We start from the raw sequence: 13,622 nt of genomic DNA, 5'->3' as shown, positions 1-13,622 counted from the left end.
CCTCGGTGAGCGGTCTCCGGATCGGGCGAACCGGATTCCCTCCCCCGGTGGTGGACCACGCCTCCGCCGCGCGGCGCCCGGCGGGCCGCCCCGCGGGCGGCGCTACGATCCTCGCGGCCGGGCGGATCCCGCCCGCGGCCGAACCGGACCGGGCCCTCGCGCGTCAAAACCAGCGTCGGACCGCGAACAGACGGAGTGCGAGGACATGACCCAGCCGCCACCACCGTGGCCGCCCGCCGGGTCCGGCAGCCTGGAAGGACCCACGGCCGAACCACCCAAGCGGCGCAAGGGCTTGCTCGCCGGGCTCGCCGGCGCGGTCGTGCTCGTCGCGGGCGGCGTCGTCGCGCTGGTCCTGCTCACCGGCTCCGGCGACGGCGGCAGCTCCCCGGACACGGCTCGTCCGGCGCCCCGCTCCGGGCCCGCCGCCCTCGCGCAGGCCGCCGTCGACGCGCTCAACGCCCGCAGTGCCGCCCAGTACGGGACGCTGGTCTGCACCGCCCCCGGGCAGCCGGAGCTGGACAGCCTGCAACGGCAGTGGACCGACGCCGCCGAGCTGCGCGGCGCCGTGTCCGGCGCGCCCGAGCTCACCGGCACCACGGCCACCGTCGAGGTCACAGTGACCTACAACGGCCGCACGCAGAGCTCGAAGATCCCGATGAAGCAGCAGGGGCAGGACTGGTGCATCGATGAGTCCTGACCCCGCGGGCCACGCGGCCCGCACGACCCGAGGGGGAACCCGATGACCTATCCGCCGCAGCAGCCCGGCCAGTGGGGCCAGCAGGACCCGTACGGCCAGCAGGGCCAGTGGGGTCAGCAGGGCCAGCCCGGCGGGGCGTACCCGCAGAGCGGTCCGCAGCAGCAGCCCGGCTACGGGCAGCAGGGGTACGGCCAGCCCGGCTACGGCGACCAGCCGGGCTACGGGAGCTACCCGCAGCAGGCGTTCCCCACGCCGCAGTACTCGCAGTACCCGGGCTACAGCCAGTTCCCCGACGGCGGCGACGAGCCGCCGAAGAAGAAGACCGGCCTGATCGTCGGCATCATCGCGGCCGTCGTCGTGGTGGTCGGCGGTGGCGCGGCCGCGTTGTTCCTGCTCACCGGCAACGACGACAAGGGCGGGACGGCCGCGCCCGCGCCCAGCTCGTCCGCCGCGCCGCCGTCGAAGTCGAAGGCGCCGAGCAGCACCAAGGCACCCAGCTCGTCGGCGGGCGGCGGCACCCCCGCCGCGGGCGGCAAGGCCACCCCCGAGGAGACGGCCGAGGCGATCACCCAGGCCTACGACCACGCCGACCGGCAGGCGCTGCAGGACACGGTGTGCCTCAGCACGGGTCAGCAGGCACCCCAGACGCTCCCCCAGAACATCACGGTCACCGTCCGCGGGGCCGTCGAGAAGAGCGGCAACCGCGCGCTCGTGCCCGTCACCGCGCAGGGCCCCGGCGGTACCAACGACTTCGAGCTGATCCTCCAGCGCGAAGGCGGCGTGTGGTGCTACGCCGGGGAGAACGACAACTGACGCTCAGCCCCGGCTCGGCCGCCGCTGCGGCCGGGGCGGGGTGACGCCGTCGGCGAGGCGGCGCGTGGTGAGCAGGAACGCGGTGTGGGCGACCATCCGGTGCTCCGGCCGCACGGCCAGGCCCACCACGTGCCAAGGGCGCACCAGCGTCTCCCACGACTCCGGCTCGGTCCAGCCCTGCTGCTCGCGCAGCGCCTCGGTGACGGTCGACAGCTGCGTCACCGTCGCCACGTAGACCACGAGCACGCCGCCGGGCACGAGGTTCGCGTGCACCGTCGGCAGCACCTCCCACGGCGCCAGCATGTCGAGCACGACGCGGTCCACCTCGCCGGTGTGCGTGGCCAGGTCCGCCACGCGCAGGTCCCAGTTGTCCGGACGGCCGCCGAAGAAGCGCTCGACGTTGCGCACCGCGTGCTCGGCGTGGTCCTCACGCACCTCGTAGGAGGTCACGCTGCCCTGCGGGCCGACGGCCCGCAGCAGCGAGCACGTCAGCGCGCCCGACCCGGCACCGGCCTCCAGCACCCTGGCGCCGGGGAAGATGTCGCCCCACATGACGATCTGCGCGGCGTCCTTCGGGTAGATCACCTGCGCGCCGCGCGGCATCGACAGCACGTAGTCCGCCAGCAGCGGGCGCAGCGCCAGGTACGAGGTGCCGCCGGCGGAGGCGATCACCGAGCCCTCGGGCTTGCCGATGAGGTCGTCGTGCCGCAGCGCGCCGCGGTGGGTGTGGTACTCCTCCCCCTCCGCGAGCACCAGCGTGTAGTGCCGTCCCTTGGGATCGGTCAACCGCACGCGGTCACCAGGACGGAACGGCCCGCTCACCGACACTCAAACCTCCACGATCGTCGCCAACGCAGCGACCGATCTTCGCAGATCACGCGGGCGGCGGTTCAGCGGGGACGGCGCGCGAGCGCGGCCCGCAGGTCCTCCCTGCGCAGCACGCCGGCGGGCCTGCCCTCCTCGTCGACGACGAGGAACTGCCATGCCGCGGTCTCGCGGACGCGCTCGGCGATCTCCTCCCCCGGCTCGGAGGACAGCAGCACCGTCTCGGCGCGGATCGGCTCGGCCGCCAGCTCGGCTGGCGCCTGCGGCGACGTCTCGGCCAGGCGCTGCGCGTCGTTCTCGTCGAGCAGCCCCGCCGCGACCCCGTCGGCCCGCACCAGGACCACCCCGCGGCCGGCGGAGGCGGCGAGCGCGTCGGACACCGGGCTCTCCGCGGGCAGCTGCAGCACCGGGCGCACGAGGTCGGCGATCGCGAGCCCCTCGGGCCAGCTGCGGTTCTGCTCGGCCGCCAGCTCGCTCCCGGCACCCATCGCGACGAACCACGCGGTGACCACGCACACGCCGAGCCGCAGCCAGCGGTCGTCGCTGCCCGCCGCCATGCCGAACACCGCCCACAGCAGCAGCGCGGCCGCGACGAGGCCGCCGCCCACGACGGCCGCCTTCGTGCCGCGCGCCCGCGTGCCGGTCAGCGCCCACACCCCGGCGCGCAGCATCCGGCCGCCGTCCAGCGGCAGCCCGGGCAGCAGGTTGAACACGCCGACGGCGAGGTTGGCGACGGCGCACTCGGCGACGAGCAGCCACGCGGGGGTGTCCGGGGGCACGGCGAGCAGCAGCAGCCCGCACACCACGGCCAGCAGCACGGACACGACCGGCCCCGCCGCCGCGACCAGGCCCTCCTGGCCCGGTCTGCGCGGGGTGCGGGCCACTTCGGACAGTCCACCGAGGAGGAACAGCCGCAGCCGCCGCACCGGGATGCCCATCCGCAGCGCGACGACGCAGTGCCCCAGCTCGTGCGCCAGCACCGACAGCCCGAGCAGCAGCGCGAACGCCGCGGCGAGCACCCACGACGTCGTGGTGCTCGCGGCCGGCAGCAGGCGCCCGACCATCGGGGCGTAGAGGACCACGACGACGAGCGAGCCGATCCACCAGGACGGCGCGAGCAGCACCGGCACGTCCTGGACGCGGAACAGCAGCAGCCCGCCGTCGGCGACGGTGAGGAACCGGCGCGCCCGGCTCCGCGGGTGCTCGCTGGTCAGGGACATGGCCCCAGCCTAAGGCCACTGGTGTGGGAGTTCCGTGACGGCGCCCGCGCGGCGCGCGCCCAGCGTGGCCCGCCAGGAACTGTCGGTGGTCTGCCTTAGGGTGCAGGGCATGGCAGAGATCGCGACCGAGCCGTCCGGGCCCGAGGCGGCGACGGCGACCGCCGTGCGCCGGCCCGCGCTGTCGCCTTCGCGCGCCAGTGACTTCAAGCAGTGCCCGCTGCTGTACCGGTTCCGCGCCGTCGACCGGCTGCCGGAGCTGCCGACGAAGGCGCAGCTGCGCGGCACGCTGGTGCACTCGGTGCTGGAGCGGCTGTTCGCGCTGCCGCAGCCCGACCGGCTGCCGGAGCGCGCGAAGGAGCTGCTGGCCCCGGCGTGGGAGGAGCTGTCGGGCGAGCGGCCGGAGTGGGCGGAGCTGTTCGCCGGACAGGAGCCCGGCCAGGTCGCCGACTGGCTCGGCGGGGCGGAGAAGCTGCTGGACAGCTACTTCGCGCTGGAGGACCCGCGGCGGCTGCAGCCCGAGGCGTGCGAGCTGCACGTGGAGATCGAGCTGGACTCCGGGGTGCGCCTGCGGGGCTACGTCGACCGGCTGGACGTGGCGCCCACCGGGGAGATCCGGGTGGTGGACTACAAGACCGGCGCCGCGCCGCGCGAGATCGGCGAGGCGAAGGCCATGTTCCAGATGAAGTTCTACGCGGTGGTGCTGTGGCGGCTGCGGGGCGTCGTGCCGCGGCAGCTCAAGCTCATGTACCTCACCGACGGGCAGTCGCTGGCGTACACGCCGGACGAGGCGGAGCTGCGGCGTTTCGAGCGCACGCTGGAGGCCATCTGGCAGGCGATCCTGCGCGCGGGCAAGACGGGTGACTTCCGGCCGAACCCGGGCAGGCTGTGCGACTGGTGCGCGCACCAGTCGCTGTGCCCCTCCTTCGGCGGCACGCCGCCGGAGTACCCGGGCTGGCCGGAGCCGGACCCGGGTGTCGAAACACTGCTGGACCGGGCGGACTGAGGATGACCGGAGAAAACGCTTTCTACCTGCCGCGCGGCGAAGGCCGCTACCAGCCCACCCGGCACACGGCCGGGCCTTGGACGGAGGGCGCGCAGCACTTCGGGCCGCCCTCGGCGTTGCTGGTGCGGGCGCTGGAGGCGGTCCCGCTCGAGCGCGCGAGCAGGCTGGCGCGGGTCACCGTGGAGATCCTGGGCCCGGCGCCGCTGACGGCGCTGACGGTGCGCGCCCGCGTCGAGCGGCCGGGGCGGTCGGTCGAGCTGCTGGTCGCGGAGCTGGCCTCGGGCACCCGCACGGTGGCGCGGGCCTCGGCGTGGCGCGTCGCCACCTCGGACACCGCGGAGATCGCGAACCTGCCGTCGGGCGACTGGCCCAAGCCGGAGGACTGCCCGGAGGCGCGCTGGCCGGAGGGCTGGCTGCCCGGCTTCCTGGAGGCGGTGGAGTGGCGGTCGGTGTCGGGCGGCCTCGCGCAGCCGGGTCCGGCCTCGGTGTGGGGGCGGCAGCGGGTCGCCCTGGTCGACGGCGAGGAGCCGACACCGCTGCAGCGGCTGTTCGCGGTCGCCGACTGCGGCAACGGCGCGTCGAACTTCCTCGACGCCCGCACGTGGTGGTTCATCAACAGCGAGCTGACGGTCCACCTGCACCGGCTGCCGCGGGGCGAGTGGATCGGCCTGGACGCGGCCACGTCGGTGGGCCCGGACGGGATCGGCACGGCGACGAGTACGCTGCGCGATTCCGAGGGCCCGGTGGCCACCGGAGCGCAGGCGCTGCTGGTGCGGCCGCGCTGAACGACACGGGGAAGGTCCGCACCTCCCCCGACGGCGGCCGGAGATCCACTAACCTGACCCGGCAGGGACGATCCTCCTAGGAGCGCGCGAGTGCAGATCACCTCGGTGGTCAACCAGAAGGGCGGCGTCGGCAAGACCGCGCTGAGCGTGGGTGCCGCGGCGGCGCTCGCCGAACGCGGGCGCCGGGTGCTGCTCATCGACCTCGACCCGCAGGGTCACGCCACGACGGAGATGCTGGGGCTGCCCGAAGCCCCGCCCGAGGCGCCGAGCCTGGCCAAGGCGCTGACGAAGGTGTGGAAGGGCCCGGTCGAGGAGCTGATCGTGCCCCACCCGCGCAGCAACCTCGGGCCGGGTGGCGCCTTCGACGTCATCCCGACGTCGCCGGGCATGTTCGACCTGATCCGCAGGCTCGACAACTTCCGGGTGCCGGGGTGGCAGCTGGCGCGGGTCATCCAGTTCGCCAACTACGACCACGTGCTCATCGACTGCCCGCCGGCGCTCGACGTGCTCACCAACAACGCGCTGGCCGCCACCCACGGCATCCTGGTGCCCGTCCAGCCCGACCGCACGAGCATCCGCGCGCTGCGGCTGCTCAACGACCAGCTCCACTACGTGCAGCAGTCGGTCCAGCGTGACCCGATCCCGTACTTCGGGGTGGTGCCGGGCCTGTACCGGCGCCCGATGTCGACGTACGCGGCGGCGGCGCTGGCCGAGCTGGAGAACTTCGGCTACCCGCTGCTGGCGCACGTGCCGCTGGGCGTGGTGATGAACGAGGCCGCCGCGCACGGCGTGCCGGTCACCACGTTCGCGCCGGAGACCACGCAGGCGGTCGCGTTCCGGCAGATCGCCGAGGTGCTCGACCAGCACCTGGCGCGGCAGCCCGCGCCGGCGCCGGTGCCGATCGCGGACGAGTTCGTCTTCGAGGACTTCATCACGTCGGTCGCGCAGACCCGCAACGAGAACGACAACGGCGCCCGCAAGAAGCTCTACGACCTGCTGCCGAAGAAACCCCGCGGCTGAGCCGCTCGCCGGGTGGGTGAGCCGCACCCAGGCGGGGCGCCGGTCCGGCGGTTACGTTCGAAGGCATGGACAACGAGCTCGGTGAGTTCCTCCGCGCCCGCCGCGACCTGGTCACCCCGGCACAGGCGGGGCTGCCCGAGGACGGCGAGCGCCGGGTGCCGGGGCTGCGCCGCGAGGAGGTCGCGCTCCTCGCGGGAGTGAGCACCGACTACTACATCCGGCTCGAACAGGGCCGGGAACGGCACCCGTCCGACCAGGTGCTCGACGCCGTGGCCCGCGCGCTGCGGCTCGACGAGGACGCCGCGGCGCACCTGTTCCGGCTCGCGATGCCCGCGCCGCACACGGTGGCGAGGGCGGCTTCGGCCACAGTGGACCCGGAGCTGCGTTCGCTGATGGAGCACTTCATCCATGCACCCGCGACCGTGCTCGGGCCCGCGCTGGACGTCCTGGCCGCCAACTCGCTGTCCACCGCCCTCTACTCCGGTTTCTCGCGGCACGACAACCTGGCCCGCATGGTGTTCCTCGACCCCGTGGCCGTGGAGTTCTACGTGGACTGGGAAACGACGGCGCGGGCCACGGTCGCGAGCCTGCGAGCCGGCTCCGGGGCGTTCCCGGACGACCCGCGGGTGCCCGAAGTGGTGGGTGAGCTGACCGTCCGCAGCCCGGCCTTCGCGGACCTGTGGGCACGGCACGAAGTGCGGCCGCGCAAGGCCGAGCACAAGCGGTTCCGGCACCCCCGCGTCGGCGAGCTGGTGCTGCGGTCCCAGGCGCTGGCGGTGACCGGCGCGCCCGGGCAGCAGCTGTTCGTCTACAGCGCCGAACCGGGCAGCCCGAGCGCGGACGGGCTCACCTTGCTCGGCCGGCTCGCCGGAGAGTCCAGACACAACGAAATCCCTACTGTCAAAGGAAATTCATGAAGACGTGGTTCATCACCGGGGCCTCGAAGGGCTTCGGTCGCGAGTGGACGATCGCGGCGCTGGAGCGCGGCGACCGGGTCGCGGCGACGGCACGCACCGTCTCGGCGCTCGACGACCTGCGTGAGCGGTTCGGCGGCGCGCTGCTGCCGCTGCAGCTGGACGTGAACGACCGCGAAGCGGACTTCGCCGCGGTGCGGCAGGCGGCCGACCACTTCGGACGGCTGGACGTCGTGGTCAACAACGCGGGCTACGGCCAGTTCGGCATGATCGAGGAGCTGTCCGAGGAGGAGGCCCGCGCGCAGTTCGAGACCAACGTGTTCGGCGCGCTGTGGGTCACGCAGGCGGCGCTGCCGATCCTGCGGGCGCAGGGTTCCGGGCACCTCCTGCAGGTCTCGTCGATCGGCGGGATCTCGGCGTTCGCCAACATCGGCATCTACAACGCCTCGAAGTGGGCGCTGGAGGGGTTCAGCCAGGCGCTCGCCCGCGAGGTGGACCACTTCGGCATCAAGGTGACGCTCATCGAGCCGGGTGGCTTCTCCACCGACTGGGGCGGCCCGTCCGCGAAGAGGGCCACGCCGCTGCCGGACTACGAACCGGTGCGTGAGCGTGCCGCCGAGCAGCGCCGCAGCCGCGTCTGGAACCCCGGCGACCCGAAGGCGACGGGCAAGGCCGTGCTGGCGCTGGTGGACGCGGAGAACCCGCCGCTGCGCGTGTTCTTCGGCGACGGTCCGCTGGCCATCGCCACCGCCGACTACGAGTCTCGCCTCGCCGAGTGGCGGGAGTGGGAGAAGCTGTCGATCGAGGCGCACGGCTGAGGTCCGGACGCAGAAGGCTGCCGCCCGGAGCCGGGCGGCAGCCTTCTCGTGTGTTTCACCAGATCAGAGGCGGCAGGAGCGGATGTCCGAGGCGAGCACGGCCTTCGCGCCGATCTCCGCCAGCTCGTCCATGATCTGGTTGACCTCCTTGCGCGGCACCATCGCGCGCACGGCCACCCAGTCCTCGTCGGCCAGCGGCGCCACGGTCGGCGACTCCAGCCCCGGCGTGATCGCGACCGCGCGCTCCAGCAGCGTGCGGGGGCAGTCGTAGTCGAGCATCATGTACTGCTGCGCGAAGACGACACCCTGCAGCCGCGCCGCGAGCTGGGCCTTCGGCTTGGTCTTCTCGGCACCGCCACGCTGCACGAGCACCGCCTCGGAGACGCAGATCGGGTCGCCGAAGGCCACCAGGTTGTGCTGCCGCAGCGAGCGGCCGGTCTCCACGACGTCGGCGATCGCGTCCGCGACCCCGAGCTGCACGGAGATCTCCACGGCCCCGTCGAGCCGGATGACCTCCGCCTCGACCCCGTGCCCGGCCAGGTCGCCGCGCACCAGGTTGGGGAACGACGTGGCGACGCGCTTGCCCGCCAGGTCCGCGGGCTTCCAGTCCTGCCCGGCGGGGGCGGCGTAGCGGAACGTCGAGGCGCCGAAGCCCAGTGCCAGGATCTCCTCGACCTGCGCCCCGGAGTCGATCGCCAGGTCGCGCCCGGTGATGCCGAGGTCGAGCTCCCCGCTGCCCACGTAGATCGGGATGTCCTTGGGGCGCAGGAAGAAGAACTCGACCTCATTGGCGGAGTCGAGCACGGTCAGGTCGCGGTCATGTCGGCGGCGGTAGCCCGCCTCGCCGAGCATCTCCGACGCCGGCTCCGCCAGCGCGCCCTTGTTCGGCACCGCAACCCGCAGCATGCCCTGCCCCTTCCTCACAAGTAGCGGTAGACGTCCTCGGTGCTCAGCCCGCGGCCGAGCATCAGCACCTGCACCCGGTACAGCAGCTGGGAGATCTCCTCCGCCAGGCGCTCGTCCGATTCGTGCTCCGCCGCGATCCAGACCTCACCGGCCTCTTCGAGCACCTTCTTGCCCTGCGCGTGCACTCCCGCGTCCAGCGCGGCGACGGTGCCCGAGTCCTCGGGCCGGGTCCGCGCCCGCTCGGTCAGCTCCGCGAACAGCTCATCGAAGGTCTTCACGGTCTGTAGATCCTTCCATCCGGACCCCGGCCCGGCCGAGCCGCCCCGCTCCCTCCGGACAGGGATCACACCGCACGGTGAATCGCGCGCAGCCCCGCGGCGTCGAGGCCGACGAGCGAATCGCGGAACACGCGGCGCTCGCCGGGCTCGACCCGCACGTCGTGGGGCACCACGAGCACGACGCAGCCCGCCGCGGACGCCGACTCGGCCCCGGGCGGCGAGTCCTCCACCGCGACGCACCGCGCCGGGTCGACACCGAGCAGCCGTGCGGCACGCAGGTACGGCTCGGGGTGGGGCTTGTTGAGCCCGCCCACCTCGTCGCCGCAGACCGTGACGTCGAAGAACTCGCGGCCGATCGTGTTGAGCGCCAGCTCGGTCAGTGAGCGCTCGGTGGAGGTCACCAGCGCCGACGGCAGGCCCTCGGCGCGGACGGCGGTAAGCGCTTCCCGCGCGCCGGGGCGCCACGGCAGCTGGTCGTCGAACAGCCGGGCGGTGCGGTCGCGGATCCAGACGCCGGCCTCGGCGATCCGCTCCGGGGTGGGCTCGTGCCCGGTGACCTGGAGCAGGTAGGCGGACGTGGCGTCCATGTTGGAGCCGACGAGGGTGAGGCGCTGCTCCTCGCTGAGCGTGCCGCCGAGCCATTCCGCCGCCTCGTACAGCGCGACGTCCCAGAGCTTCTCCGAGTCGACCAGCGTGCCGTCCATGTCCCACAGGACGCCGGCCAGACCGTCCACACCGGACGGTTCAGACATGTGTCTCCTTAGGTGTTGAAGTACTTGGCCTCGGGGTGGTGGCAGACGATGGCGTCGGTGGATTGTTCGGGGTGGAGCTGGAACTCCTCGGACAGCTTGACGCCGATGCGCTCGGGTTCGAGCAGGTCGATGATCTTGGTGCGGTCTTCGAGGTCGGGGCAGGCGCCGTAGCCGAGGGAGAAGCGGGCGCCGCGGTAGCCGAGTTTGAAGTATTCCTCGATCGCGGTGGGGTCCTCGTCGGCGACGGTGGTGCCGGAGGCGAAGTGGAGCTCCTGGCGGATGCGGCGGTGCCAGTACTCGGCGAGCGCTTCGGTGAGCTGGACGGACAGGCCGTGGACCTCGAGGTAGTCGCGGTAGGCGTTGGCGGTGAACAGCTCGTTGGCGTAGTCGGCGATCGGCTGGCCCATGGTGACCAGCGACAGCGGCAGCACGTCCACTTCCCCGGCGGCCAGCGCCTGCTCGCGGGGCCGGTAGAAGTCGGCCAGGCAGAGGAAGCGGTCTCGTTGCTGGCGGGGGAAGGTGAACCGGCACCGCTCCGGGGCGTCCGGGCGGGGCTCGGTGAGCACCACGAGGTCGTTGCCGTCGGCGACGGCGGGGAAGTAGCCGTAGACGACGGCGGCGTGGGCGAGGATCCCGTCGGTGGCCAGCCGCTCCAGCCAGTACCGCAACCGCGGCCGCCCCTCGGTCTCGACGAGCTCCTCGTAGGTGGGGCCCTGGCCGCCCTTGGCGCCGCGCAGCCCCCACTGCCCGAGGAACGTGGCGCGTTCGTCCAGGTAGCCGGTGTAGTCCGCGACCGGGATGCCCTTCACGACGCGGGTGTCCCAGAACGGCGGGGTGGGCAGCGGCACATCGGTGGCCACGTCCGACCGCGAAGGCACCTCCACGGGTTCGGCGGCGGCTTTGCGGGCCTCGGCGATCCGCAGCGATCGTTCCCGGCGGGCTTTGCGCTCGGCGCGCTTGGCTTCGGCTTCGGGGTCCACGGCGGGGGCCTCGCCGCGGCGCACGGCCATGATGCGGTCCATCAGCCGCAGCCCTTCGAAGGCGTCCCGGGCGTAGTGGACCTGGCCGTGGTAGAGCTCGGTGAGGTCGTTCTCCACGTAGGTGCGGGTCAGGGCGGCACCGCCGAGCAGGACGGGCCATTTGTCGGCGACCCCGCGGGAGTTCATCTCCTCGAGGTTCTCCTTCATGATCACCGTGGACTTCACCAGCAGCCCGGACATGCCGATCGCGTCGGCGCGTTGCTCCTCGGCGGCGTCGAGGATGGTGGTGATGGGCTGCTTGATGCCGAGGTTGACCACGTCGTAGCCGTTGTTGGACAGGATGATGTCCACCAGGTTCTTCCCGATATCGTGCACATCCCCCTTGACGGTAGCCAGCACGATCCGCCCCTTGCCCCCGGAGTCGTCCTTCTCCATATGCGGCTCCAGATACGCCACCGCGGCCTTCATCACCTCGGCCGACTGCAACACGAACGGCAGCTGCATCTGCCCCGACCCGAACAACTCCCCCACCGTCTTCATCCCCGACAACAACACGTCGTTGATGATCTCCAACGGCGGCTTGCTGCCCATCGCCTCATCGAGGTCCTGTTCCAGGCCGGTGCGTTCGCCGTCCACGATCCGCCGCTCCAGCCGTTCGAACAGCGGCAGCGCGGCCAGCTCCTGCGCCCGCGACTCCCGCGACGAAGCCGCCGACACCCCCTCGAACAACTCCATCAACCGCTGCAGCGGGTCATAGCCCTCGCGGCGCCGGTCATACACCAAATCCAGCGCCACCTCCCGCTGCTCCACGGGGATCCGCGCCATCGGCAGAATCTTCGACGCGTGCACGATCGCCGTCGTCAACCCCGCCTGCACACACTCATGCAAAAACACCGAGTTCAGCACCTGGCGGGCGGCGGCGTTGAGCCCGAACGACACATTCGACACCCCCAGCGTCGTCTGCACCTCCGGATAACGCCGCTTCAACTCCCGGATCGCCTCGATCGTCTCCAGCGCGTCCCGCCGCACCTCCTCCTGCCCGGTCGAGATGGGGAAGGTCAGGCAGTCGACGATGATGTCCTCACGCCGCATCCCCCAGTTCCCGGTCAAATCCTCGATCAGACGGCTCGCCACGGCGACCTTCCGCTCGGCGGTGCGGGCCTGGCCCTCCTCGTCGATGCACAACGCCACCACCGCCGCGCCGTGCTCCCGAACCAGGCGCATCATGCGCTCGAACCGCGACCCCGGCCCCGCGCCGTCCTCGTAGTTCACCGAGTTGATCGCACACCGGCCACCCAGGCGCTCCAGCCCGGCCTGGATCACCGCGGGTTCGGTGGAGTCCAGCATGATCGGCAGCGTCGACGCGGTCGCCAACCGGCCCGCCAGCTCCGCCATGTCCACCGCGCCGTCGCGGCCCACGTAGTCCACGCACAGGTCGAGCATGTGGGCGCCGTCGCGGGTCTGCTCCCGGGCGATCTCCACACAGTCCTCGTAGCGGCCCTCGAGCATGGCCTCGCGGAACTTCTTCGACCCGTTGGCGTTCGTCCGCTCCCCGATCACCAGCACCGACGCGTCCTGCGCGAACGGCACCGCCTGATACAGCGACGACACACCGGGCTCCGGCCGCGGACGGCGCCGCGCCCGCTCCAGCTCGGCCACCGCCTCGGCCAGCTGCCGGATGTGCTCCCCGGTCGTGCCGCAACAGCCGCCGACCAGGCCGGCCCCGAACTCGGTCACGAACCCCGACAACGCCTCCGCCAGCCCTTCCGGCGACAGCGGGTACACCGCGCCGTTCGGGCCCAGCTCCGGCAACCCCGCGTTCGGCATCACCGACAACGGCACCCGCGCCGACTTCGACAACGTCCGCAGGTGCTCGCTCATCTCCGCCGGACCCGTCGCGCAGTTCAACCCGATCACATCCACACCCAGCGGCTCCAACGCCGCCAGCGCCGCACCCACCTCGGTGCCCAGCAGCATCGTGCCGGTGGTCTCCACCGTGATCGACGCGATCACCGGCACCCGCCGACCCACCGCCTCCATCGCCCGCCGGGCGGCCACGATCGACGCCTTCGTCTGCAGGATGTCCTGCGTGGTCTCGATGATCACCGCGTCGACGCCACCCTCGAGCAGGCCGCGGACCTCCTCGAGATAGGCGTCCCGCAACTGCGCGTACGGCGCGTGGCCCAGCGTCGGCAGCTTCGTGCCCGGACCGACGGAGCCCAGCACGAACCGCTGCCCGAACTCGTCCGCCGTCTCCCGCGCCAGCCGGGCACCCGCCTCGGCCAGCTCGAAAATCCGGTCGGCGATCCCGTACTCCGCCAGGTTCGCCCAGTTCGCCCCGAAGGTGTTCGTTTCGACCGCTTCGGCACCCGCCTCCAGATACCCCCGGTGGATACCCCGCACCACGTCCGGTCGGGTCACGTTCAGGATCTCGTTGCACCCCTCCAGACCCGCGAAATCGTCGAGGGAGAGGTCATGGGCCTGCAGAGCGGTACCCATCGCGCCGTCGGCCACGACGACACGGGCGGACAGGGCATCGAGCAGTGGCGACGACAGTCGGTCCGGCATGTCGTCCAGGCTACGGTCTCCGGGTCCGCGCGTGGGTCGTAGG

At 72.5% G+C, this 13,622-nt stretch carries 13 protein-coding genes; 7 read left to right on the top strand and 6 right to left on the bottom strand.

Going from position 1 to position 13,622, the window contains the following annotated elements:
* Positions 1-205 precede the first annotated feature (205 nt).
* A complete protein-coding gene (locus BMZ92_RS00550; RefSeq protein WP_091503488.1) occupies positions 206-697 on the top strand; it encodes a hypothetical protein in 492 nt (163 codons plus the stop codon).
* A gap of 42 nt (positions 698-739) precedes the next feature.
* Positions 740-1,510, top strand: a complete 771-nt coding sequence (locus BMZ92_RS00545) for a hypothetical protein (protein WP_091503486.1) — start codon at positions 740-742, stop codon at positions 1,508-1,510.
* A 3-nt stretch (positions 1,511-1,513) separates the two neighbouring features.
* On the opposite strand, the gene BMZ92_RS00540 is transcribed toward BMZ92_RS00545, so the two are convergent.
* Positions 1,514-2,338: a tRNA (adenine-N1)-methyltransferase gene (locus tag BMZ92_RS00540; RefSeq protein ID WP_091503484.1), complete on the bottom strand. Its 825-nt coding sequence runs from the start codon at positions 2,336-2,338 to the stop codon at positions 1,514-1,516.
* Between the two features lie 62 nt (positions 2,339-2,400).
* On the bottom strand, positions 2,401-3,555 hold the full coding sequence (locus BMZ92_RS00535; RefSeq protein WP_091503481.1) for a site-2 protease family protein: 1,155 nt from the start codon (positions 3,553-3,555) through the stop codon (positions 2,401-2,403).
* Positions 3,556-3,664: 109 nt separating this feature from the next.
* Between BMZ92_RS00535 and BMZ92_RS00530 the strand changes: the two genes are divergently transcribed.
* The 5 genes from BMZ92_RS00530 (at position 3,665) to BMZ92_RS00510 (ending at position 8,095) form a co-directional block, all read left to right on the top strand.
* Positions 3,665-4,558, top strand: coding sequence for a RecB family exonuclease (locus tag BMZ92_RS00530; RefSeq protein ID WP_091503480.1), 894 nt, complete (start codon positions 3,665-3,667; stop codon positions 4,556-4,558).
* A 2-nt stretch (positions 4,559-4,560) separates the two neighbouring features.
* Positions 4,561-5,343, top strand: a complete 783-nt coding sequence (locus BMZ92_RS00525) for a thioesterase family protein (RefSeq protein ID WP_091503478.1) — start codon at positions 4,561-4,563, stop codon at positions 5,341-5,343.
* Between the two features lie 90 nt (positions 5,344-5,433).
* Positions 5,434-6,363, top strand: coding sequence for a ParA family protein (locus tag BMZ92_RS00520; RefSeq protein ID WP_091503477.1), 930 nt, complete (start codon positions 5,434-5,436; stop codon positions 6,361-6,363).
* 65 nt (positions 6,364-6,428) lie between these two features.
* The gene (locus BMZ92_RS00515) at positions 6,429-7,280 is read left to right on the top strand and encodes a helix-turn-helix transcriptional regulator (protein WP_091503475.1); all 852 of its coding nucleotides are present in this window, start codon (positions 6,429-6,431) and stop codon (positions 7,278-7,280) included.
* Complete coding sequence (locus BMZ92_RS00510) at positions 7,277-8,095, top strand: SDR family oxidoreductase (RefSeq protein WP_091503474.1); 819 nt, start codon at positions 7,277-7,279, stop codon at positions 8,093-8,095. Before BMZ92_RS00515 ends, BMZ92_RS00510 begins: the two co-directional genes overlap by 4 nt.
* 63 nt (positions 8,096-8,158) lie before the next feature.
* Here the strand turns inward: BMZ92_RS00510 and hisG are convergent, their stop codons facing one another.
* From hisG to metH, 4 genes are all read right to left on the bottom strand, one after another.
* On the bottom strand, positions 8,159-9,001 hold the full coding sequence (gene hisG / locus BMZ92_RS00505; RefSeq protein ID WP_091503472.1) for an ATP phosphoribosyltransferase: 843 nt from the start codon (positions 8,999-9,001) through the stop codon (positions 8,159-8,161).
* A 14-nt stretch (positions 9,002-9,015) separates the two neighbouring features.
* Positions 9,016-9,279 carry a phosphoribosyl-ATP diphosphatase gene (locus tag BMZ92_RS00500; protein ID WP_091503471.1) on the bottom strand — a complete coding sequence of 88 codons (264 nt, stop codon included), beginning with the start codon at positions 9,277-9,279 and terminating at the stop codon, positions 9,016-9,018.
* Positions 9,280-9,344: 65 nt separating this feature from the next.
* Positions 9,345-10,031 carry an HAD family hydrolase gene (locus BMZ92_RS00495; RefSeq protein WP_091503469.1) on the bottom strand — a complete coding sequence of 229 codons (687 nt, stop codon included), beginning with the start codon at positions 10,029-10,031 and terminating at the stop codon, positions 9,345-9,347.
* 8 nt (positions 10,032-10,039) lie between these two features.
* Positions 10,040-13,579, bottom strand: a complete 3,540-nt coding sequence (gene metH, locus BMZ92_RS00490; protein WP_091503468.1) for a methionine synthase — start codon at positions 13,577-13,579, stop codon at positions 10,040-10,042.
* Between the last annotated feature and the right edge of the window lie 43 nt (positions 13,580-13,622).

This window comes from Amycolatopsis sacchari, from assembly GCF_900114035.1.
GTDB lineage: Bacteria > Actinomycetota > Actinomycetes > Mycobacteriales > Pseudonocardiaceae > Amycolatopsis_E > Amycolatopsis_E sacchari.
The sequence above is the reverse complement of the archived record's forward strand: the minus strand, read 5'-3'. Positions and strand labels throughout refer to the sequence as shown.